The 22,275-nt window shown below is 73.7% G+C and carries 18 protein-coding genes, 1 tRNA gene and 1 pseudogene; 6 read left to right on the top strand and 14 right to left on the bottom strand.

Annotation, left to right across the window (positions count from 1 at the left end; all coding sequences use genetic code 11):
• The first annotated feature begins 97 nt into the window (after window positions 1-97).
• Entirely contained in the window at window positions 98-1,999 is a 1,902-nt protein-coding gene (htpG, locus tag ACFXAE_RS21870) for a molecular chaperone HtpG (protein ID WP_384717330.1), read from the top strand.
• Window positions 2,000-2,010: 11 nt separating this feature from the next.
• Here the strand turns inward: htpG and ACFXAE_RS21865 are convergent.
• The 3 genes and pseudogenes from ACFXAE_RS21865 to ACFXAE_RS21855 form a co-directional block, all read right to left on the bottom strand.
• A pseudogene (locus ACFXAE_RS21865) lies at window positions 2,011-2,562 on the bottom strand (DUF2269 domain-containing protein).
• A gap of 51 nt (window positions 2,563-2,613) precedes the next feature.
• On the bottom strand, window positions 2,614-3,699 hold the full coding sequence (locus ACFXAE_RS21860; protein WP_384717327.1) for a GNAT family N-acetyltransferase: 1,086 nt from the start codon (window positions 3,697-3,699) through the stop codon (window positions 2,614-2,616).
• A gap of 129 nt (window positions 3,700-3,828) precedes the next feature.
• Window positions 3,829-4,293, bottom strand: coding sequence for a hypothetical protein (locus ACFXAE_RS21855; protein ID WP_384717324.1), 465 nt, complete (start codon window positions 4,291-4,293; stop codon window positions 3,829-3,831).
• A 325-nt stretch (window positions 4,294-4,618) separates the two neighbouring features.
• On the opposite strand from ACFXAE_RS21855, the gene ACFXAE_RS21850 reads away from it, so the two are divergent.
• From ACFXAE_RS21850 to ACFXAE_RS21840, 3 genes are all read left to right on the top strand, one after another.
• Window positions 4,619-5,926, top strand: a complete 1,308-nt coding sequence (locus tag ACFXAE_RS21850) for a cation:proton antiporter (RefSeq protein WP_384717321.1) — start codon at window positions 4,619-4,621, stop codon at window positions 5,924-5,926.
• Between the two features lie 251 nt (window positions 5,927-6,177).
• Entirely contained in the window at window positions 6,178-7,353 is a 1,176-nt protein-coding gene (locus ACFXAE_RS21845; protein ID WP_384717318.1) for a S1 family peptidase, read from the top strand.
• 180 nt (window positions 7,354-7,533) lie between these two features.
• Window positions 7,534-8,856, top strand: a complete 1,323-nt coding sequence (locus ACFXAE_RS21840) for a lipase family protein (RefSeq protein ID WP_384717315.1) — start codon at window positions 7,534-7,536, stop codon at window positions 8,854-8,856.
• A 53-nt stretch (window positions 8,857-8,909) separates the two neighbouring features.
• Here the strand turns inward: ACFXAE_RS21840 and ACFXAE_RS21835 are convergent.
• Both ACFXAE_RS21835 and ACFXAE_RS21830 read right to left on the bottom strand, forming a co-directional pair.
• Window positions 8,910-8,982 (bottom strand) — tRNA-Gly (locus ACFXAE_RS21835).
• Window positions 8,983-9,109: 127 nt separating this feature from the next.
• A complete protein-coding gene (locus ACFXAE_RS21830; RefSeq protein ID WP_384717312.1) occupies window positions 9,110-9,676 on the bottom strand; it encodes a snapalysin family zinc-dependent metalloprotease in 567 nt (188 codons plus the stop codon).
• 230 nt (window positions 9,677-9,906) lie between these two features.
• On the opposite strand from ACFXAE_RS21830, the gene mgrA reads away from it, so the two are divergent.
• The gene (gene mgrA, locus ACFXAE_RS21825) at window positions 9,907-10,950 is read left to right on the top strand and encodes an L-glyceraldehyde 3-phosphate reductase (RefSeq protein WP_384717434.1); all 1,044 of its coding nucleotides are present in this window, start codon (window positions 9,907-9,909) and stop codon (window positions 10,948-10,950) included.
• Between the two features lie 93 nt (window positions 10,951-11,043).
• A complete protein-coding gene (locus tag ACFXAE_RS21820; protein WP_384717306.1) occupies window positions 11,044-11,526 on the top strand; it encodes an MSMEG_6728 family protein in 483 nt (160 codons plus the stop codon).
• Between the two features lie 46 nt (window positions 11,527-11,572).
• Here the strand turns inward: ACFXAE_RS21820 and ACFXAE_RS21815 are convergent, their stop codons facing one another.
• The 9 genes from ACFXAE_RS21815 to ACFXAE_RS21775 form a co-directional block, all read right to left on the bottom strand.
• Window positions 11,573-12,850, bottom strand: a complete 1,278-nt coding sequence (locus ACFXAE_RS21815; RefSeq protein ID WP_384717303.1) for an ABC transporter substrate-binding protein — start codon at window positions 12,848-12,850, stop codon at window positions 11,573-11,575.
• Window positions 12,847-13,986, bottom strand: a complete 1,140-nt coding sequence (locus ACFXAE_RS21810) for a branched-chain amino acid ABC transporter permease (protein WP_384717300.1) — start codon at window positions 13,984-13,986, stop codon at window positions 12,847-12,849. The genes ACFXAE_RS21815 and ACFXAE_RS21810 overlap by 4 nt, the downstream gene beginning before the upstream one ends.
• The gene (locus ACFXAE_RS21805; protein WP_384717297.1) at window positions 13,979-14,875 is read right to left on the bottom strand and encodes a branched-chain amino acid ABC transporter permease; all 897 of its coding nucleotides are present in this window, start codon (window positions 14,873-14,875) and stop codon (window positions 13,979-13,981) included. The genes ACFXAE_RS21810 and ACFXAE_RS21805 overlap by 8 nt, the downstream gene beginning before the upstream one ends.
• A complete protein-coding gene (locus tag ACFXAE_RS21800; RefSeq protein ID WP_384717294.1) occupies window positions 14,872-15,675 on the bottom strand; it encodes an ABC transporter ATP-binding protein in 804 nt (267 codons plus the stop codon). Before ACFXAE_RS21800 ends, ACFXAE_RS21805 begins: the two co-directional genes overlap by 4 nt.
• Window positions 15,672-16,454 (bottom strand): ABC transporter ATP-binding protein, encoded by a 783-nt coding sequence (locus ACFXAE_RS21795; RefSeq protein WP_384717291.1) that lies wholly within the window; start codon window positions 16,452-16,454, stop codon window positions 15,672-15,674. Before ACFXAE_RS21795 ends, ACFXAE_RS21800 begins: the two co-directional genes overlap by 4 nt.
• A gap of 345 nt (window positions 16,455-16,799) precedes the next feature.
• Entirely contained in the window at window positions 16,800-18,056 is a 1,257-nt protein-coding gene (locus ACFXAE_RS21790) for a helix-turn-helix domain-containing protein (RefSeq protein WP_384717288.1), read from the bottom strand.
• Window positions 18,057-18,202: 146 nt separating this feature from the next.
• Complete coding sequence (locus tag ACFXAE_RS21785; protein WP_384717285.1) at window positions 18,203-18,475, bottom strand: helix-turn-helix transcriptional regulator; 273 nt, start codon at window positions 18,473-18,475, stop codon at window positions 18,203-18,205.
• Window positions 18,397-20,898, bottom strand: a complete 2,502-nt coding sequence (locus ACFXAE_RS21780) for a LuxR family transcriptional regulator (protein WP_384717282.1) — start codon at window positions 20,896-20,898, stop codon at window positions 18,397-18,399. Before ACFXAE_RS21780 ends, ACFXAE_RS21785 begins: the two co-directional genes overlap by 79 nt.
• A gap of 166 nt (window positions 20,899-21,064) precedes the next feature.
• Window positions 21,065-21,967 (bottom strand): alpha/beta hydrolase family protein, encoded by a 903-nt coding sequence (locus tag ACFXAE_RS21775; RefSeq protein ID WP_384717279.1) that lies wholly within the window; start codon window positions 21,965-21,967, stop codon window positions 21,065-21,067.
• Between the last annotated feature and the right edge of the window lie 308 nt (window positions 21,968-22,275).

The following is a 22,275-nucleotide window of genomic DNA, read 5'->3' as shown; positions in this document are numbered from 1 at the left end:
GGATCCGGCGGTGCACCCGACCGGCCGAGCCGGCTTTTTATTAAAGTGATCGCGCCAGTATCCGGTGATCCGTGGATCAGTGAGGTAATCGCGCATCATGCCGACCGAAACGTTTGAGTTCCAGGTAGAGGCCCGTCAGCTGCTCCAGCTGATGATCCACTCGGTCTACTCGAACAAGGACGTCTTCCTCCGTGAACTCGTCTCCAACGCCTCCGACGCGCTCGACAAGCTGCGTCTGGCCAAGCTGCGGGACGACTCGCTCGACGCCGACGTCTCCGACCTGCACATCGAGCTCGAGATCGACAAGGACACCCGCACCCTCACCGTGCGGGACAACGGCGTCGGCATGTCGTACGACGAGGTCGGGCAGCTCATCGGCACGATCGCCCATTCGGGCACCGCGGAGTTCCTGCGGGAGCTGCGCCAGGCGCAGGACGGGGCCGGGGCGGAAGGGCTGATCGGCCAGTTCGGCGTCGGCTTCTACTCGGGCTTCATGGTCGCGGACGAGGTCACCCTGCTCACCCGGCGCGCGGGCGAGGGGCAGGGCACCCGGTGGACGTCGCGCGGCGAGGGCACGTACACCCTGGAGCGGGTCGACGACGCGCCGCAGGGCACCTCGGTCACGCTGCGTCTCAAGCCGGCCGACCCCGACAACCAGCTGCACGACTACACCTCGGTGTGGAAGATCAAGGAGATCGTCAAGCGCTACTCGGACTTCATCACCTGGCCGATCAGACTCGTCGGGGAGACGGGCGAGGACGGCGGCGGGACGGCCGGGCCCGAGACGCTGAACTCGATGAAGGCGCTGTGGGCGCGCTCGGGCGAGGAGGTGTCCGAGGAGGAGTACCACGAGCTGTACAAGCACATCGGCCACGACTGGCGCGAACCGCTCGAGACCATCCGGCTGCGGGCCGAGGGCACCTTCGAGTACCAGGCCCTGCTGTTCGTCCCGTCGCACGCCCCGCACGACCTGTTCACCCAGAACTTCAGGCACGGGCTGCAGCTGTACGTGAAGCGCGTCTTCATCATGGACGACTGCGAGGCGCTGCTGCCGCCGTATCTGCGCTTCGTCAAGGGTGTGGTCGACGCCCAGGACCTCTCGCTGAACGTGTCCCGCGAGATCCTCCAGCAGGACCGGCACATCCGGATGATGCAGCGCCGGCTCACCAAGAAGGTGCTGGCGTCGGTCAAGAGCATGATGACCGGTGACGCCGAGCGGTACGCCACGTTCTGGCGGGAGTTCGGCGCCGTGCTGAAGGAGGGCCTGGTCACCGACCCCGACAACCGTGACGCCCTCCTCGCGGTGGCCTCGTTCGCGACCACGCACGGGGACGGCGGCACGGCCACGCTGAAGCAGTACGTGGAGCGGATGCCGGACGGGCAGGACGACATCTGGTTCGTCACCGGCGAGTCCCGGGAGCACATCGACGGCTCCCCGCACATGGAGGCGTTCCGGGAGCGCGGCATCGAGGTGCTGCTGCTCACCGATCCCGTCGACGAGATGTGGGTCGACGCCGTGGGCGAGTACGAGGGCAAGCGGCTGCGGTCGATCGCCAAGGGCGAGGTCGACCTCGGCGCGCGGGAGGACGACCGGAGCGAGGGCGAGCGGGAGCAGCAGGCCGAGGAGTACGCGGGTCTGCTCGACTGGATGCGGGAGCGGCTGGACGAGGACGTCAAGGAGGTGCGGTTGTCCACGCGTCTGACGGTCTCCCCGGCCTGTCTCGTCGCCGACGCGAGCGATCTCACGCCGGCGCTGGAGAACATGTACCGGGCCATGGGCCAGGAGGTGCCGCGCACGAAGCGCGTCCTCGAACTCAACCCGGATCACGCGCTGGTGAAGGGCCTGAACGAGGCGTACGGGGAGCGCGAGGACCGGTCGGACCTCACCGACACGGCCGAACTCCTGTACTCCCTGGCCGTGCTGGCGGAGGGCGGCCGGCCGAAGGACCCGGCGCGCTTCGTGCGGCTGATGGCGGACCGGCTGGAGCGCACTCTGTGACGTTCCCGTGATCACAGGCGCGCCGGTCCGGGCCTCCGGGCGGCCGCCCGGAGGCCCGGGCCGCGGCGGGTCGGCCCCCACGGCTCGAGGACCGGGATCGGCGTCATGAAGACGTAGGCGGTCAGGGAGACGAGCGGCCCCATCAGGTCGTCGCCCCCGTCGGGCAGGGAAGGCCCGACGGACGCGGCCGCCGCGTCCGCGCCCGGCCGCAGCGTGAAGGCCGTGGCGGTGGTCGTGGCCGGGGTCGGCCAGAACTTCGTCCCCGCCCAGCGGTGCCTCGCCGGTCCTCACGGTGTGCTCAGGGACCGGACGAGGCCGCTGGTGAGCGTCAGGAAGGCGACCTGCGGCAGGAGCCGGTCCGCGAAGAGCCGCATGGCCCGGACCGACGCCTCCGCCACGGCCGCGGACCCGGTGGTGTTCGCGGTGACGCCGGACGCGAGCAGCCCGACGGGGAGACCGGGCCGGCCGGCGGAGGCGAGGACAGGCACGACGAGGTGGGCCCGGCGTGCGGGGCGGACGAGTTCCACCCGGCCCACGGTGCCGGGCCCGGGCGGCGCGGACATCCGACGGCGGGAGCGACCCCGCGTACCGACGTCGGCGTACGCCGGACGCGGTCAGCGCTCGCGCAGCCGGCCCACCCCCGTCAGGGTGCGCCGGGCCGCGTCGGCCAGCCGGGGGTGGCCGCGCACGAAGCGGCGGGCGGCCCGCGCCGGCTCCCGGCCCAGCCGGTACGCGGCCCCGCCGGGTCCCGGACGCACCACGGCGCCCTCGTAGACCGGGAGTTCGCGGGTCTTGAGGGAGTCCTTGTAGCGGGCGGGACCGCTGCCCAGATCGACCATGCGGATGCCGTCGGCGGCGGCCGCCTGGAGCATCCGCAGGTGCAGCACCAGTCCGGGTGAGTACCGGCCGTGGTCGCGGTCGTACGCGGGGAACCACCAGGACAGCACCGTGGCCGAGCGCAGGCCGAGGTGCGCGGCCACGGGGCGGCCGTCGGCGTACAGCACGGAGAGCAGTCCGCGGCACTCGGGGTCGTCGCCGTGCGCCAGCAGGTCCACCAGCCGGGTGATCCACTGCTGGGCGAACCGGTCCCGGCGGCCCGTCCGCCGGTACTGGGCGGATTTCCAGCGCATCAGCGCCCGTAAGGCCTCCGGGTCCCGGGTGTCGTACACGAACCGCACCTCGCCGACCTGCCGGGCGAGCCTGCGTTCCTTGGCCAGGGTCTGCTTGAGGAAACCGGGGGAACGGGCGCGCAGCCCGTCGGTGTAGTACTCGTACCCCCGGTCCAGGTCGATGACCGGGCTCGCCAGTTCCCCGACGGCGTGCGGCACGAAGAGGTGCTGACCGGCCTCCAGGTTGTCGAACTCCCACGAGGAGAGCGCGCAGGCCGCGAGCAGGGTGTGCGGGTCGAGCCGGAGGCCCGGACGCAGGACGGCGCCCTGGCTGTCCGACACTCCCAGGCCGATGGCCCGGCCCTGGCCCAGCGGCCCCTTCTCGTACGGGAGGAAGCCGACCGGGGCCCCGTCGTCCTGGAGGACGGCCACCCTGGCGCCGGGCCTGACCTGTCCGACGGCCGTGGTGAACACCGGATCGAGGAACGGGTTCTCCGGCGCGCCGGACTCCGCGCGCAGGTGTCTCCACGTTTTGTGCTCGCTCGGCCCGAGTTCGTCGGGCCGCACCACGAGAACGCGCTTTCCCTGCATGTGTGCCTCCTGTGTCGGCATGGTTTCCGGGACACGAGAAGGCCTGCTCGTCGCCGTGGACCGCTCGGGGAGCACGCGGCGGACAGCATCCGGCCGCACGGCGCAGGCCTTGGGTGGTACCGCGGCCGCTCAGCAGCGGAATGTCCGCAGACCGGTGGTGCTGGGGGCCGGATCGGCCGTGCCCCGGCCCTGGGGCGGTCCCGCCGGGTACGGCCGGGGAGCGGATCGTCGCCGCGCGGTGACCGTCGACGCGGTCCCGGCCGTCGGGTGGGCGGTGCCGACCGCTCCGGCCGCTCCCGAGGCCCTCGGCGGGCGGGTGACGGGCCGGTGGGGCGAGGCGTCGCCCTCTCCGGGAAAGGGCACTCCGACGGCCTCGGGCATTCCGGCAACCTCGGGCGCCCCAATGGCCCCAGGCGTTCCGCCGCCCTCCGGCACTGCCTCGGCCGGCTCGTCGTGCCGGGCCTCCGCCGGCTGGTCCTGCTGTGCCACGGGGTGCACCGGGGCGGGCCGGTCCGCCGCCGGCGCCGGTGAGCACAGGGTCAGGAGCAGCACCGAGGCCAGCAGTACGACTGCCGCCGCCCATCGAGACCGCACCGGTCACCCCTTCGGCATGCGTCCGGCGGGGGTGGGTACACCGGGTCGGCGCCGGGCGGGCCCCCCACGCATGTGCGCCCGGCACGTCTTCCAGTAGCGCCGAGCGCCTCCCGCTCCGTCAAGACCTCCGCGTCGCGAGGCGGCGCATTCGGCGCGCGCCGGCCGCGGTGCTTCCCACGGGCCCCGCCCTTCACTCCGGAGCACGCTTCCCGGCGGGCGGCGGGGGCCGCACCCGTCCGTCCGTCCGGGCGGGTTCCTGCCGCCGGGATGATGTTTCGGCCGGGGCCCCGGCGTGCTCCCGGCCGACTCCGGGCACCTGTGACCGGTGAGTTCACCTGAATACCTCTTCACCCTGCTCGGAGCCGGCGCCCTCGGCGCGGCCGTGCTGCCCCGGGTGGTGGCCCGCAGACCGCTGTCGTTGCCGCTGGTGTTCCTCGTCTGCGGAGCCGCCCTCCAGTTGCTGCCCCTGCCCATGCCCGGCATCGACCCGGTGGCGGACCGGGCGTGGGTGGAGCACGTCACCGAGATCTGTGTGATCATCTCGCTCATGGGCGCCGGTCTGGCTCTGAACCGGCCGTTCGGCCGCCGGCACTGGCGGGGCACCTGGCGGCAGCTGGGCGTCACCATGCCGTTGACCATCGCGGCCGTGGGCCTGCTGGCCTGGGGCCTGCTCGACTGGCCGCCGGTCGCCGCGCTGCTGCTGGCGGCCGTGCTCGCGCCGACCGATCCGGTGCTCGCCTCGGAGGTGCGGGTGGGCGCGCCCACCGACTCCGAGCACGACGAGGACGAGGTGCGCTTCGCGCTGACCAGCGAGGCCGGGCTGAACGACGGTCTCGCCTTCCCCTTCGTCCTGGCCGCCGTCGCCCTCGCCGCCGCGGGCGGACGTCCCACCGCTGACGGGATCGCCCGCTGGGCGCTGGTCGACGTGCTGTACAAGTGCGCGATGGGCGTGGCCGCGGGGCTCGCCGTCGGCGCGCTGCTCGGGTGGCTGCTCTTCCGGGCGGGCCGGCGGGCGATGCGGCTGTCCGAGCACCGGGAGGGGTTTGTCGCCATCGGCGCCACGTTCCTCGCCTACGGGGTGACGGAGCTGCTGCACGGCTACGGCTTCCTGGCCGTGTTCGTCACCGCCTGCCGGATCCGCGGGGCGGAGCGCGCCCACGGCTACCACATGGTGCTGCACGATTTCGTGGAGCAGGTGGAACGGCTGCTGACCGCCGCCCTGCTGTTCCTGCTCGGTGTGTTCGTCGCGCAGGGCGGGCTGGCGTCGCTGACCTGGCAGGGGGCGGTCGTGGGTCTGCTGCTGCTGTCGGTGGTCCGGCCGCTGACCGCGTGGGCCGCCCAGTTCGGTACGTCCGCCGGCCCCCGGGAGCGGGTGGTGATCGCCTTCTTCGGGATCCGCGGCATCGGCTCGTTGTTCTATCTGGCGCACGCGCTCGGCTCCGCCGGTTTCGGCGTCCCGGCCGAGCGGTTGTGGGCGGTGGTGACCTTCACGGTACTGACCTCCGTCGTGCTGCACGGAGTGAGTGCCACCCCCGTCATCTCGCGCCTCGACCGGCTGCGGACCCACCGGGCCCGGGCGGGCGGTGCGGGACCGGAGCCGGACGAGGACGAGGTGGCGGGCGAACGGCTCTGACCGCTCCCCTCCCCGAGGGGCGGGGGATTCCCGGCTCGGGCCGCCTTCCGGAACAGCGCTCCGGAAGGTCCCGCGCCCCCGGCGCCGGCCGGATCCGGGCGTGACGGCCAAGGCGCGCGGGAATTGAGCCCTGCATTGGCATAGACCTGACACGAATCGGCTCGCTAAGCTCTGCTCGACTCAGATTGAGAGCGCTCTCACGCTGCGTGTGTTCCACCCCCACCTCGCTGGAACGACGAAGGACACCTCCCATGAGACGCACCCGACTCACGCATGCCGGCGTGGCCGCCCTGCTCATGATCGGCAGCTGGACCGCGGCCGGTACCCTGCCGGCCGCGGCGCAGGACGCCCCCGACTCCCCCACCGCCCGCGCCGCCGACTCCGCGCCCGCCTCCGCCGGCCTGCTGGAGGCGATGCAGCGGGACTTCGGACTGACCCGCGCCGAGGCGGAGGACCGGCTGGCCGCCGAGCGCGCGGCCACCGATCTCGCACCCCGGGCCCGCAGGACCGCCGGATCCGCCTACGGCGGCGCCTGGTTCGACGCGAAGAGCGAGAAGCTGACCGTGGCCGTCACCCCGGACGCCGGCGCCTCGACGGTACGGTCCCTGCGCGCGTCCGGCGCGGCCGTCCGCACCGTCGAGCACAGCGCACGGCAGCTCGACGCCGCCAAGTCCCGCATCGACCGCCTCGACGCGCCCTCGGGCGTCAGCAGCTGGGCCGTCGACCCGACCGCCAACACGGTCGTCGTGAACGTCGTCGCCGGCAAGCGTGCCGACAACGATGTCCGCGCCTTCGTGGGCGAGGCCCGCGAGGCCGGCCCGGTCACCGTGCGGACCGTGGAGGCCCCGGCCGAGACCTTCGCCGCCGGAACGGTGGGCGGCGACCCGTACTACACCGGCAACGTCCGCTGCTCCATAGGATTCTCGGTGCACGGCGGCTTCGTCACCGCCGGGCACTGCGGCGGCGTCGGCGGCCAGGTCAGGGGCTGGGACGGCTCGTACATCGGCAACTTCCAGGGCTCCTCGTTCCCGGAGAACGACTACGCCTGGGTGAACGTGGGCAGCGGCTGGTGGACGGTGCCGGTGGTGCTCGGCTGGGGCACGGTGTCGGACCAGCTGGTGCGCGGCTCGGCGGAGGCTCCGGTCGGCGCCTCGATCTGCCGCTCCGGCTCCACGACCCACTGGCACTGCGGCAACGTGCTGGCCAAGAACGAGACGGTCAACTACAGCCAGGGCGCGGTGCGCCAGATGACGAAGACCAGCGTCTGCGCCGAACCGGGCGACTCGGGCGGCTCGTTCATCAGCGGCGACCAGGCGCAGGGCGTCACCTCCGGCGGCTGGGGCAACTGCTCCGGCGGGGGCGAGACCTGGTTCCAGCCGGTCAACGAGATCCTCAACCGCTACGGGCTGACCCTGCACACGGCCTGACCGGCCACGACCAGGAGCGGGCCCCGCCGGGCGACCGGCGGGGCCCGCTCTCGCGTGCGGCGCTCCGCGCACCACTTCCCGCAAAAGTTACCGTGCCGTAACTTACCCATGGGTTACCGGCGGTAAGTAAGCGCTGCTAGTTTCCGGTTCACTTTCCTTGAGCAGAGCGAGGAGTGAGCCGTGAGCCGTATCAGCAGCGTGCTGACCACCGTGGTCGCCACGACCGCCTGTGTCTGCGTGTCCGCGCCGCCCGCCGCCGCGAGCGACCCCGTGGTGTCGCGGGGCGTCACCATCCCCGCCTTCTACACCCCGCCCGCCGAACTGCCCGCGGGCGAGGGCGTACTGGTCCGCCACGAGCCACTGCGCCTCGGGCTGAGCCTGCCCGGCCTGGACGGCCGCACCCTGCCCGGCACGGCGACCCGGCTGATGTACACCTCCACCGACTCGGGCGGGCAGCCGGTGGCCGTCACCGGGGCCTACATCGAGCCGTCCGCCGCCTGGAAGGGCGACGGGCCCCGTCCCCTGGTGGTCGTCGGCTCCGGCACCATGGGCCAGGGCGACCAGTGCGCGCCCTCGCTGGCCCTGCAGAACCCGCTGACCCTGACCGGGGAGACGCTGTCCGTCGGGTACGACAATCTGGCCGTCTACCGGCTCCTCGCCACCGGAGCCGCCGTCGTGGTGACCGACTACGTCGGGCTCGGGGCGACCGACCGGCTGCACACCTACGTCAACCGGCTCGACCAGGGGCACGCCATGCTGGACGCGGCCCGCGCGGCCCGCTCCGTGCCGGGCGCGTCGGTCACCGCCGGCTCACGCGTGGGCATGTACGGCTACAGCCAGGGCGGCGGGGCCAGCGCGTCCGCCGCCGAACTGCACTCCGCCTACGCGCCCGAGGTGAACCTCGTCGGCACCTACGCCGGCGCGCCGCCCGCCGACCTGACGGCGGTCATGAAGGGCATCGACGGCAGCGCCCTGGCGGCCGCGCTGGGCTGGTCGGTCAACGGTTTCGCCCAGGCGGAGCCCGCGTTGCAGGAGGTCGTCGACCAGCACATCAACGCCACCGGCCGGAGCGCCCTCGACGACATCGGCACCAGTTGCGTCGGGGACGCGATCCTCGGTCACGGCTTCACCAAGAGCACCAAGTGGACAAAGGACGGCAGCTCGCTCGCCGACATCATCGCCGACGAGCCGGACGCCCGGGCCGTCCTCGACGAGCAGCGCATCGGCAGGCTCGAGCCCACCGGCCCGGTCCGCCTGGTCACTGGCGTCCAGGACGACATCGTGCCGCACGCACAGGCCCGTCAACTGGCCCTGGACTGGTGCCACAAGGGTGCCGACGTCACCTACAAGGCCGTCGTGCTGCCCAACCTCGGCGACAGGATCCTCACCAACCACCTCGCGCCGCTGCTCACCGACCAGGGTGACGCGGTGAAGTGGCTGACCGACCGGCTCGAGGGCGAGCCGGCGCGCTCCAACTGCCGGACCATGCCGGTCCAGCCCTGAACCACCGGCAACGCGACGAGCCCCGTCCCGAAGCTTCGGGACGGGGCTCGTGATGGAGCGCCGGGCAGGCCTTGCACCTGCATCTCCCCGCAGGAAGCGGGGCGTCTTTCCTTGGACCACCAACGCACGGTCGGGCTGCGGGTGATCCCGCCGCCGTGACGTGCCTCAACCATAGCGGCATTCGCCCCAGTAGTCACATCAGCCACATGAGCGCTGGGGCAGGAGGCATCCCGTGCGGGCGTCGGGCGGTCCGTCAGTCCCGGATCAGGACGGCTCGCGGCGCCGGCACCGGCTGCCCGGCGACCGCCTGGGCGAAGTTGTCCTCGACCTCCGCCTTCTCCGCCGCGTTCGGGTACGGGTTCGTGCACGCCACACCTGCGCTGGAACCGGACATCAGACTGGAGCAGGGCCCGGGCTTGCGGTCGGGCAGGCCCAGGATGTGCCCGAGCTCGTGGGACGAGATGCGGACCGTGTTGTACCCCTGGTTCACGGCCTGGCGGCCGATGTAGACGGTGCCGTTGCCCAGGGAGCCGGGCAGGGCGCGCGGCCAGCCGTTGTCCGCCAGGACCCGGATGTTGGCGCGCTGTCCGGACGCGACCGGGCGCAGTTCCACGGCGTCGACGCTCTCGTTCCAGATCGCCGCGCCCCGGTCGACCGCGGACCGGAACTCCGCGGAACCGCTCGCGTCGTAGGTCAGCACCCGGGCGGCGACCGGTCGCGCGGTCGCGTCGGACGGCGCGGCCGTGGCCTGGCCGCCCAGCAGGGCGAGGGACATCGTGACAACCGCGGCCAGGCCGCCGGTCACCTTGCGAACGTGCATGGTCGACCTCCATGTGGGGGGGAAGGGCAGTCGTGCACATGACACACCTGGCGTTCCTGCCCCACCGGCGCAGCCGCCAATCCCTCATTCCGGCCGCCCCGGGCGGGAAACGGCACCGCTGCACTCCGTGGAAGGGACGGGTTGGACTTCCTGATCACTCGGGGGCACTGTTGGCAGAAGTTCACACCATGCCACGGGACACCCCTGCCCGCACCACCGGAGACGCCCCGATGAACCACGTCAGCAATCCCGAGCGTTACGACGGCACCATGCGCTACCGGCGCACCGGCCGCTCGGGACTCGACCTCCCCCTGCTGTCCCTGGGCTACTGGCACAACTTCGGGGACGACAAGCCGTTCGAGACGCAGCGCGAGATCGCCCTGCGCGCCTTCGACCTGGGCATCACCCACCACGACCTGGCGAACAACTACGGCCCGCCCTACGGCTCCGCCGAGATCAACTTCGGCCGGCTGATGAAGCGGGACCTCGCGCCGTACCGGGACGAGCTGGTGGTCTCCACCAAGGCCGGCTGGGACATGTGGCCCGGCCCGTACGGCCAGGGCGGCGGCTCCCGCAAGTACATGCTGGCCTCGCTGGACCAGTCGCTGAAGCGCACGGGCCTGGAGTACGTGGACATCTTCTACTCGCACCGGCTGGACACCACCACTCCGCTCGAGGAGACGATGGGCGCCCTCGACACGGCGGTCCGCCAGGGCAAGGCGCTCTACGTCGGCATCTCCTCGTACGACGCCGAGCGCACCCGCGAGGCCGTGGCCGTCCTCCGGGACCTCGGGACTCCGCTGCTGATCCACCAGCCGTCGTACAACATGCTGAACCGCTGGATCGAGACGGACGGCCTGCTGGACGCGGCCCAGGAGGAGGGCTTCGGGGTCATCGGCTTCACCGCGCTCGCGCAGGGGATGCTGACCGGGCGCTACCTGGACGGCATCCCGCGGGACTCGCGGGCGGCGGCCGGCAAGTCGTTCGACACCGAGTGGCTGACCGACGACATGCGGCACCGGCTGCGCGCCCTGAACGACATCGCGGCCCGGCGCGGGCAGACCCTCGCCCAGATGGCGCTGGCCTGGGCGCTGCGGGACCCACGGGTCACCTCGCTGGTCATCGGCGCGTCCCGCACCGAGCAGCTGGAGCAGAACGTCGCCGCGCTGGAGAACCTCGACTTCGGCGCCGATGAGCTGGCCGAGATCGACACGTACGCCACCGACGGCGGCGTCGACCTGTGGCGCGAGGCCCGGCTGGGCACGCTGGGCTGAGCCCTCGGGGGCCGGCCGTGAGGTGTGCGCCGCCGCGGAAGGGGAACTGCGGTGCGGTGAGCCGCTTGGCCCCCACACAGTTCGGACGGCCGTATGCAGACCTTCCTGCCGTACCCCGACTTCTGCGAGTCGGCGCTGGTGCTCGACCGGCGCCGGCTGGGCAAGCAGCGGGTGGAGGCGGTCCAGGTCCTGCGCGGCCTGATCGTTCCGGGCTACGGGTGGCGCCGCCATCCCGCGGTCCGCATGTGGACCGGTTACGAGGAGGCGCTGGTGCGGTACGGCCTGGAGGTCTGCCGGGTCTGGCGGGACCGGGGCCATCAGGACAGCTGCGCCGCCACCCTCGTCGCCGACCTCGCCGGGGTGCGGCCCGGGGCGCCGGTGCGCGGGCAACGGGAGCTCGCCGAGGCCGGTGAGCTGCCGCCCTGGCTGGGGGACGACGCCGTGCACCGCAGCCACCGCTCGGCGCTGGTCCGCAAGGACCCGGCCGTCTACGCCGGCCTCTTCCCCGGGGAGCCGGACGACCTGCCGTACGTCTGGCCGTCGTCCGACCGCGATCCGGAGGCGGTCGCCGACTGACCCCGGCGTCCCCTCCCCGGGGTCCGCCGGGGTGCCCGGCCGTCCGTCACCGCGCGGACAGGTAATCCTCCACTCCCGGTGCCGCGTGCGCCTCCTCCGCGTTCACCACGCCGCCGACCGCCTCGGCGTCGGGCTTGAGCACATACGTCTCGACGCTCGCGGGGCGGTCGACGTCGGAGAAGTTCTGCGGGGTGCCGAGGCCGGTGTCGGCGTTCGTCTGCGCGCGGTGCGCCTTGACGACGTCCTCACGGGTGAGGCCGCCCGCCTCGCAGGCCTTCTTCAGGTCGGCGCCCATGAGCTGGGCGGCGTTGTATCCGGACAGCACCCCGGAGTCGACCGGCGAGCCCGGGTACTTCTTCTGGTACGACGCCACCATTCCCTTCACGCCGGGCAGCTCGGAGCTGACCGCGGGCGCCGCGCTGACCACGTTGAGCATGGCCGCCAGGGCCGGCGCGGCGGGGGTCTTCATCAGCTGGGGCGCGAAGCCGGGGGCGCTGCTGACGACGGGGACCTTCAGGCCGCGGGAGGCCGCGACACCTACCAGGGAGGCCGTCTGCGCGGGTCCGGCGCTGATCAGGATGGCCTTCACGCCCTCCTTGCGCAGGGCCGAGACCTGGGCGGACAGGTCGGTGTCCGTGGCCTTGATCTTCTGCCCGGTCACCTTCAGTCCGGCCTTCCCGGCCGCCCAGGTGGACCCCTCCAGCGCGTTGGCGCCGTAGTCGCCCTCGAAGTAGACGTGGCCGATCGTGTCGCCCTTCTTCAGGCCCTTGGCGCGGGTGAGGAACTCGACTGCGGCGATCATGTCGACGTCGTAGGTGGTGCCGAGCACCTGGATGGCGTCCTTGCCGAGCAGCGAGGCCGCCCAGGCCTGCGGGAAGGTGAGCATCTTGTCCCGCTCGATGTCGTCGAGCAGCGCGGCGACCACCGGGGAACCGATGACCTGGGGCAGCGCCACGACGTCCGGGGCGATGTCGGCGTAGGCGGTGACCGCCTTCTGCACGTCGTAGCCGTGGTCCTTGACGACGATCTCCACCTTGCGGTCGCAGATGCCGCCCTTGGCGTTGGTCTCGTCGGCCCACATCTGCTGGGCCTGCACGATGCTCTTGCCGAGTGTGGCGTAGGGACCGGTCAGGTCGGTGAGGGCGCCCAGCCTGATGGTGTCGGCGCCGACGCCGGGGCCGGTGCGGACGCCGTCGGCGGCCTCGCCGCCCTTGTCGCCGTCGTCCGCCTTGGAGCTGCATCCGGTGGCCGCGAGCAGCAGGGCGAGGGCGCCGGCGAGGACGGTCCCGGCGGTGCGGTGCCGGTTGCGGTGCGTGGTGTTCACGGAGTGTGCTCCTTGGGTCGTGCGGCCGGTTGCGGGGGCGAAGGGACGACGGTGTCCGGGGCGGGGGTACGGGATCGGCGGCGCCGCAGGCGGTCTTGGACCCGGCGTGCCAGGCCGTGCAGACCGTCGGGGGCGTACAGCAGGACCAGGACGATCGCCGCGCCGTAGAGGTAGCGGGCCGCCTCGGTGGGGCCCACGGCGCCCTCGGCGGAGCCCGGGGCGGCCACCAGCGGGAGCTGGTCGGCGTACCGGGTCATCAACAGCGGCAGGGCGGTGACGAAGACGGCGCCGGCGGTGGCTCCGGCGACGGAACCGAGGCCGCCGATGACGATCATGGCGAGGTAGTCGACGGAGAGCGCGAGGGAGAAGTAGTCCGGTACGACGCGGCGGAAGGCCAGCGCCAGGAGCACTCCCGCGAGGCCCGCGTACATCGACGACACCACGAAGGCCGCCGAGCGGTGCCGGGCGACGTCGACGCCCATCACGGCGGCCGCGGTCTCGCTGTCGCGCAGGGCTGCCAGCGCCCGGCCGGGGCGTGAGCGCAGCAGACCGCGGGCGGTGAACCAGGTGAACGCGAACAGGGCCAGGCCCAGGAACCACAGCCGTTCCTCCGCGCCGAACGGCACCCCGAGGACGGTGAGTTCGGGGTCGCTTTCCGCGAAGGTGAACCCGCCGAGGGTCAGCGGGGGCACCGAGCGGCCGTTGAAGCCGCCGGTGACGGAGTCGGCGGTCAGCAGGACGTGGTGGCCGAGGAAGACCAGCGCGAGGGTGGCGATGCCCAGGTAGATGCCCTTGACCCGGGCGGCGACGGGGCTGAACAGTCCGCCGGCCGCTCCCGCGAGCAGGACCGCGAGGAGCGCGGCGAGGGCCGGGGGCAGTCCCGGTCCGGGTTCGCCGGCCAGCCAGGCGTAGCCGTAGGCGCCGACGGCGAGGAAGAAGGCGTGGCCGAGGGAGAGCTGTCCCGCGGTGCCGCTGAGCAGGGCGAGGCCGGTGGCGCCGATGGCGGCCGCCAGGGAGAACAGGCCGATGCGCAGCCAGAAGGCGTCCAGGTAGAACGGCGGCAGGCACAGCACCACGGCCAGCAGCAACAGCGAGGCCCGTCGGCGGGTCAGGGCGCCGAGGAGTCGGTCAGACACGGGCCGCTCCCTTCGCGCCGAACAGCCCGGTGGGCCGTACGAGGAGGACGAGCAGCATCACGGCGTACGGGGCGACGTCGCCGAATCCCTCGCCGAGGACGTGCAGATCGGACTGGTAGCCGACGACGAGCGCCTCGGTCAGGCCGATGATCAGGCTGCCCGCGAGGGCGCCGGCCGGGGAGGCCAGTCCGCCGAGGATGGCGGCCGGGAAGGCGTTGAGGGCGATCTGCCCGGTGGTGCGCTCCAGTCCGGGCGCGGGGAACGCGGCGAGGAACACGGCGGCCAGCGCGGCGAGCGCGCCCGCCAGGCACCAGGCGCCCGCGCGCACCCGGCCGAGCCGTACGCCCATGAGCGCGGCGGCCTCCAGGTCCTCGGCCGCCGCCCGCAGGGAGAGTCCCCAGGAGGTGAAGCGGAAGAGCGCGAACACTCCGCCGATGACCACGGCCGACACCACGATCGCGGCGAGCCGGCTGTCGGCGACGGTCACCGGGCCCAGTTCGGTCACCGAGTCGCCCCACGGGTCGCCCAGGGACAGCAGGTCGCCGCCGATGCGCCGGGCCAGATCGGTGAGCAGGACGATGTCGATGCCGATGGTGACGATGGTCTGCACATGGGCGGAGTGGGCGTCCTGGCCGCCGCGTTGCAGCAGGAACCGGTCGAGTGCGCCCGCGAGGGCGGCCGTGGTGAGGACCGCCAGCGCGAGCGCCCCGGCGAAGCCGAGGTCGTCGTGGAGGACGGCGGTGAGGTAGCCGCCGAGCAGGAGCAGGGAGCCGTGGGCGAAGTTGAGGACGCCGGAGGCCTTGAAGATGACGACGAAGCCGAGCGCGACCAGCGCGTAGACCGCGCCGAGCGCCAGTCCGCCGAGGATGTTGTCGAGGAATGTCGTCATGCCGCGTCCTCCCCGGTCGTGTCGGTGCCGAGGTAGGCGCGCAGCACCTCGGGGTCCCGGCGGACCTCGTCGGGGGTGCCGTGGGCGATGGGCCTGCCGAAGTCGAGCACGGTGACGTCGTCGGCGAGACGCATGACGAGGCCCATGTCGTGCTCGACGAGGACGATGGACAGGCCGAGTTCGGCGCGGAGTTCGCCCACCACCTCGGCGGTGCGGGCGCGTTCGGCGGCGTTCATGCCGGCCACCGGTTCGTCGAGGAGCAGCACGCGGGGCTCCAGGCAGAGGGCACGGGCGAGTTCGACGCGCTTGCGGTCGCCGTACGACAGCAGCGCGACGGGACTGTCGAAGTGGTTCTCAAGACCGGTGAGTTCGGCGATCTCGCGTGCTCTGGCGAGGTGCTCGCGCTGTTCCCGCACGGCACTCGGCAGGCGCAGCGCGCTCGCGGCGAACCCGGCGCGGGACAGGACGTGGCGGCCGAGCATCAGGTTGTCGGCGACGGTGCCGTGGGTGGTGACGATGTTCTGGAAGGTGCGGGCCACGCCGAGTCCGGCGATGCGGTGCGGGGCGAGGCGGGTCAGGTCGGTGTCGCCGAGCGTCACCGTGCCGGCGGCCGGGCGGCACAGACCCGAAAGGACGTTGAAGCAGGTCGACTTGCCGGCACCGTTGGGTCCGATGAGCGCGTGCACCGAGCCCGGGGCGACGGTGAAGGAGACGCCGTCGAGGGCGGTGAGTCCGGCGAAGCGCACGGTGACGTCCCGTACGTCGAGCACGGGCGGTGCGGTGGTGGTGCGGTCGGTCACGCCGCCCCCTGGTCCTCGGCCGACTCGCCCAGGTAGAGGCGGCGTACGGCGTCGGTGCGGGCGAGTTCGTCGGCGGGTCCTGACAGGCGGGTCTCGCCGACCTCCAGGACGTGCGCGTGGTCGGCGAGGGAGAGCGCCATGCCGGCGTTCTGCTCGACGAGGAGTACGGCGGTGCCCTGGGCGTTGATCTCGCGGATCACCTCGGCGATGCGGTACACCATCTGCGGGGCGAGGCCGAGGGAGGGCTCGTCGAGGAGCAGCAGGCGCGGGGCGGCCATCAGGGCGCGGCCGATGGCGAGCATCTGCTGCTCGCCGCCGGAGAGCAGGCCCGCGGCCTGGTGGGTGCGTTCGGCGAGGCGGGGGAAGAGCGTGAAAACCCTCTCGCGGGACTCCTGGACCTGGGCGCGCCCGCGCCGGCCGAGGCCGAGGCCGCCGGAGCGCAGGTTCTCGTCGACCGAGAGTCCGGCGAACACCCGTCGTCCCTCGGGGACCTGGACGACTCCGGCGCGTACCGCCGCGACGGGGTCCTTGCCGTCGAGCACCGTCTCGCCGTAGCGGATACGGCCGGCCGTGATCGCGCCGCGGTGCAGGCGCAGCGTGCCGGAGACGGCCCGCAGCAGGGTCGTCTTGCCGGCGCCGTTGGCGCCGAGCAGGGCGACGACGGCGCCGTGCGGCACGGTCAGGGACACGGAGCGCAGAGCGGACAGCGCGCGCCCGTACGTCACGTCGACGTTCTCGACGTGCAGGGTGGGCAGGTCGTCCGGTGGTGCTTCGGGCATCACGACTCCTCGGGGCCGTGCCGCGCGGGGCGGCGGCGGCTTCGGGGGAAGGGGAGCCTCACGACAGCACGGGGGCGGGCGGCGGGTACAGGTTTCGGCGCCCGTACGCTGCGGCGTACCAATGGGGGTGGGTGGCGGTTGTGCGGGTGCCCAGGGGCTGGGCACCGGGGCGGGGTGTCGCTTGCCGGCTCCGGCACAGGTGCCGCTGCGCCCACCCGTGCCGCCCTGGGGGCACCTCCCAGGCCCTTGAGGCACTGGGGGAGGCACGACTGCCCGCAGTCATACGGCACGGGTGGGCGCGGTCATACGGCACGAGTGGGCGCGGTTGCGTCGGACGCCTCGCAGTTACGTCAGATAGGTGCGGGCCGTCAGGGCCAGGCTGACCTCGATCAGGTCGGTGGGGCGGGAGAGGGAGCGGCCGGTGAGCTGTTCGTAGCGGCGGAGGCGGTTGAGGACGGTGTTGCGGTGGCAGTACAGGCGCCGGCTGGCCCGTTGGGCCGAGCCGTCGCAGGCCAGCCAGGTGGCCAGGGTGTCCAGCAGGACCTTCGCGTCGGCGGGTTCGAGGTGGGCCAGCGGGCCGAGCAGCCGCTCGGCCAGCGCGGCGCCGAGTTCGGGACTCGACACCACCAGCGCCGCCGGCAGGTGCTCGGTCAGGTGGACCGTACCGCCCTGCTCGGGACACAGGCTCAGTGCGGTGTCCGCCAGCCGCCGCGCCTCCCCCACGGCGGACAGCCCGTCGACCGCGCTGCTGACGCCCACCCGCGCACCGGCCACCTGCTCCTTGGGCACGACGGGCTCCGTACCGTCCTCGGCCAGGACGATGCCGTAATCGGCGTCCACACCCGTGTGCCAGTGCACGCGCACACCCGGAGCGAGGGCCGCTTGGGCACCGGAACAACCGGTGGGCCGGCCGCCGGCGACCGCGACGACCACGTACCGCCCGTGCTCGGGCAGGCTCAGCGCCTGCGCGGCCTCGGGCAGGTCGGCGATCCTGCTCGTGCCGTCCAGCAGGGCCGCGGCCAGCAGACGCACCCTGTTCTCCCTCCGCCACGCCAGTTGTCGCTCGGTCTGCCGGTAGGCGTCCGCGACGAGGGTGCAGTGCTCGTCGACGAAGTCCCACACGTCGGACGCCACGTGCACCAGCAGCCGTACGTCCTCGGGCGCCGTCCGGGATGTCTCGTCGACCAGGCCCTGCCACACCAGCGAGCCGCCCAGCCGGAAGGCGTGCAGCAGGGCGTCCAGCGGCAGCCCCTGCTCGGCGCGCGTGGCGCCGATCTTCCAGGTGCAGCGCCGCGCCGCGTCGCGGGCGCCCCGCGGATCGAGCAGCGAGGAGATGCTGTGCCGCAGCGAGCGGTGCACCTCCTGCCAGGTCGTGGTGGCGTCCCCCTCCACCGCGGCCCGGTACGCGGGCTCCTGCTCCTGCAGTGCGGCGACCAGCCCGTCGGTGAGCTGGGGCAGGTCGTCCAGCAGGACGCGGGCGGCCCGGTGCAGCACGCGCAGCGCGTCGGCATCGATCAGCGACCGCACGCGCGGTGTCCGGGGCCGTGGAGCGGGCACGGGTCCGGGGCGCGGCAGGGTACGTGGCCGTACGGCGTGTCGCATCGCGCATCTCCCCCAGGGTCGGCTTCCCGGCGGTGCCCGCGCGGCAGCGGTCCCCGTACCGGCGCCCGGCCGGTACGGGGAGCCCGCGGGCCGGCCGCCGTCGGACTCGTCCTGCCCCGAAGGATGGCATACCGTCCGGTCGGTCCCTAGGGTTGTGCACCGGTCTTTTCCGCCTGTCCGACGAGGCGGACCAGCTCGACCCGGGAACGGACCCCCAGGGTGGCGAAGATGTTCCGCAGGTGGTAGTCGACGGTGCGGGTGCTGACGGACAGGCTCAGGGCCACCTCCCGGTTGGTGGCGCCCTCGGCGACGCGCCGTGCGATACGCAGCTGCTGCGGGGTCAGCCGGGACAGCTCCCCGGCTCCCGGCCGGGGGCCGCACCGCCCGCCCGCGACTCGGCGGCGGCCTGTTGCGCCCACAGGTGCGCGCCGCAGCGCTCGAAGTCCATCAGCGCCTCCCCGAGACGGTTCCGCGCCTCGCGCAGCCTGCGTCTGCGCCGCAGCCACTTGCCGTAGAGCAGTTCCGTGCGGGCCCGCTCGAAGTCCCCGGCCGTCTCCTCATGGCGGTCCAGGGCACGCAGGTAAAGGGTGTCGGCCGCGTCCGGGGCGGCCAGGAGGGCGCGGCAGCGCAGGAGCTGGGCGGGGGCCTGCGGGTCGGCTCCGCAGGCGGCCCACAGGGCGAAGTCCTCGACGACCGCGGCCGCGTGCTCGGGGCGTCCGGCGAGCGCCGTGGCCTCCACGAAGCAGGGGACGGCGAGCATCCACACCGCGAAGTGGCCGCGGCGGGCACCGGGGCGGACCAGGGGGCCCAGCCGGTCCGCGGCCTCACGGGGGCGGCCGGCGCCGAGGTCGGCGCGGGCCGCGGCCCACTGGGCGAGCGTCGCGGCCTGCGCGAGTCCGTGCCGGCGTGCGGTGCGCAGGGCCGCGGCGACGTGCTCGGCGACGATCTCCCGCTCCCCCTCGATGGACGCGGCGAGCGCCAGTACCGCGTGGTGGTGGGCGGCCGTGTTCCGCTGTCCGGTCCGCGACGCGGTGCGCAGCCCCTCCTCGGCGTGGGTCCGGGCGAGCTGGTGGCGTCCGGCCCGCAGTTCGGCGTAGGCCAGGTATTCCAGCGCCCTCGGTTCGAGGGCGGCGGAGCCGAGGGTGCGGGCCGCGGCGAGGGCCCGGGCGCCGGCGCGGCGGGCGGCGGTCACGTCACCGAGCATGAGCGCGGCGGAGGCGGACCGCAGGAGCGGCTCGGGCTCGTCGCCGGACAGCCCGCGCTCGACCACCCGCCGCAGCGGGCCGGCGGCACGGTCGAACCGCCCCAGCAGCACGGCCCGCATCCCGTCCCGGTGATCTTGCAGCAGTACGGAACGCAGGCCGGCGGCCGGGGCCTCGGAGGAGAGCGCCCGGGTGGGGGTGAGGGCGTGGAGGCAGGAGGTCAGGTCGCCCGCCGCCCATGCCGCGTCCGCCGCTCCCAGCGTCGCCGTGCCGGCGGCCTCGTGGCCGGTCTCTGCGAGCAGGTCCGCGGCCAGCAGGAAGGACTCGCGGGCGTCGTCCACCGGCCCGTCGGCGAGGAGCACCGCGCCGCGCAGGAGTTCCGCCCCGCCGCGTACGGACGCGGGGGCCGGGCGACTGCGGGCGGCGTCGAGCAGGCGCAGGGCCCCGGGAGGGTGCCCGGCGAGCAGGGCCTGTGCCGCGGCGTCGGTGTAGCGGTGTGCCCGCTCCGCCTCGTCCGTCGTCAGTTCGGCGGCGCGGGTGAGCGCCCTGCGGCGCAGGCCCGGCTGCGGCGCGGAGGCCGCTGCCGCCGCGAGTTCGGCCGCGAGGGCGGGGGCGTGGCCCGTGACCGTCCAGGAGCGGTGCAGCAGCGCGAGGACGCCGTCCGCACCGGTGTCCGCCAGGCACGCGGCCAGTGCGCGGTGCGCGGCACGGCGTCGCTCGGGCGGCGCACCGGCGTACACCGCCCTTCCCAGCAGCGCGCTGCGGAACCGCAGGCGGCCCTCGGCCAGGGCCAGTACCTCGGGCAACGGCCGCATCGCGTCGGCCCCGGCCGCTCGCCGTACGAGGTCCGCGTCGGCGTCCGGTTCCCCCGTCGCGCGCGCGGCGGCCGCCGCCGTCAGCAGCAGGTCGGCCCGGTCCGGTGGTACGCCGGTCAGGCACCCGCCGGCCACCGCGGTGAGGACCTCCCCGTCGGCCAGCGGCCGGGGCAGCGCCCGGCGCCCGCCGAGCTGGGCGGGCGAGAGCCGGTGGATCAGCGCCAGCAGCAGCGCGGGGTTGCCCTCGGCCGCCGTCACCAGTTCCTCGCGCACGCCGGGATCGACGGCACCGCCGGTCACGTCGTCGACCACACGGGCCGCGTCCCCGGGCGTCAGCGGACCCAGCCGCAGCACGGGCAGTGCCGCCAACTCCCGGTCGACGGGCCGGTGTCCGGGAACCGTGAGGAGCAGCCCCGCCCGGACCCCCGCCGCGCGCACCCGTGCGGCGGCGTGCCCCAGCGCGGCGCGCGACGCGGCGTCCCACAGGTGTGCGTCGTCCACGCACACCAGGAGCGGCGACGCGTCGGCCGCCGTGCGCAGGACGTCGAACAGCGCCTCCCCCGCCGTACCGTCCCCGGCGGTCCGCACGGTACGGCCGGCGGCACGCAGCAAGGTGTGCAGGCCGCTCAGCGGCGGTGCGCTGCGGCCGGGGTCGGCGCGTACGTGCCACACCGGTCCGGCACGGAAGGAGCCGGCGGCGTGCTCCAGGAACGCCGTACGGCCGCAACCGGGTTCACCGGTCACGACGTGGACGCCGACGTCGGTGCGCAGCCCGTACGGCAGCCGGTGGATCACCTGCCCCCGCGGGGTCGTCTGTCCGGTCATCCACTCGATCTTACTCACGCGTAAGGTGAGGTGGAGGGGGCGCGTCCACGCGTGTGCCGGGGCCCAGGACGCCCGGCGTCCGGCGATGCGCGCGCACAACGCCGGTGGCGGCCCGCGTCGTGCGCGGACCGCCACCGGTTGGTCGTTCGGCGGGAGTTCGGGATCCTCAGGAGGTGTGCGGGCAGTTGCCCCGGGACTCCTCGATCGTCAGGCTCGGCCGGGGCAGCGGGCACAGGAACTGCTCGTAGCGGGTGTCGTTGTCGATGAACCGCTTCAGCCAGGAAACGCTGTACTTGGCGATCGTCGTGTTCGACGAGTTGGGCGTGAAGTGGGTGGCGCCGTTCAGCTCGATGTAGGCCCGGTCCAGGGAGGACGGCAGACCGGTGTAGAGGGGCTCGGCGTGGCTGGAGACGGAGGCGATGGTGTCGCCGTCGGCCCCGAAGAGGAGGGTGGGGGTCCTGACCTCGGACCAGGTCTTGTCGAGGTTCCAGGGCGTCAGCGGGATCGCGGCCTGGAGCGAGGGCCGGTCCTTGGCGGCTTCGAGGGTTCCGCCGCCGCCCATCGAGTGGCCCATGACGCCGAGCCGGCTGCTGTCGACGCGGCCGCGGACCGCGCTGCGCTGGGTGAGGTAGTCCAGCGCGGCGAGCAGCTGGTCACCACGGGAGGCGGGCTGGTCGAGGGTGGAGTTGGTGTCGATGGTGAACACCACGAAGCCCTGCGAGGCCAGGCGCGGGCCCAGCCAGGCGATGGAGGACTGGTAGGCGGTGTAACCGGGCGAGATGGCGATCGCCCCGAAGGTGCCGTCGGCGGTGCTGGTCGGGTAGTAGATGGTGCCTCCGCCGAAGCCGGTGACGGACAGCGAGGAGACGGAGATGTCCGACACGGCGTACGGGCCGCGCGACGCCTCGATGCTCGATTCGGTCGGTGCCGGGCCGCGCTCGTAGGGGTTGTCGGCCGCCTGGGCGCCGGGGCCGCCGATGGTGGTGAGGCCGACGACGACGGCGACGGCCGCGGTCAGTGCGGCGAGCCTGCCGGTCCTGCGCCTGCTGGTGTGGGGGTGCTGCTGCACGACGAGTGGTCCTCTCTGTCGCGGCGAGCCGGCCGGCCGGTGCACGGGGATCACGGTGTGGTGGGGGCCGTGCCCCGGCCGGGGTGCCGCCGATTGACTGGCGGTGCCACTGTCGGAGAGGAGGGGGCCGGTGCGGACCGGCAATCTCACCGGTCTCGTGCGCCGCGCCGGGCGTCCCGGGCGCCGGGGCGCGGGGCTTCGCGGCGGGCTCGGGCACCCGGAGGCGGCCGCGCCCGCGGGCACGGCATCCGGGTGTGAAGTGGGGGTATACGGACAGGCGCGGTCACCGTCGGAGTCGGCGCCGACGG

The organism is Streptomyces sp. NPDC059454 (genome assembly GCF_042749965.1).
In the GTDB taxonomy this organism is placed as follows: Bacteria; Actinomycetota; Actinomycetes; order Streptomycetales; family Streptomycetaceae; genus Streptomyces.
The sequence above is the reverse complement of the archived record's forward strand: the minus strand, read 5'-3'. Positions and strand labels throughout refer to the sequence as shown.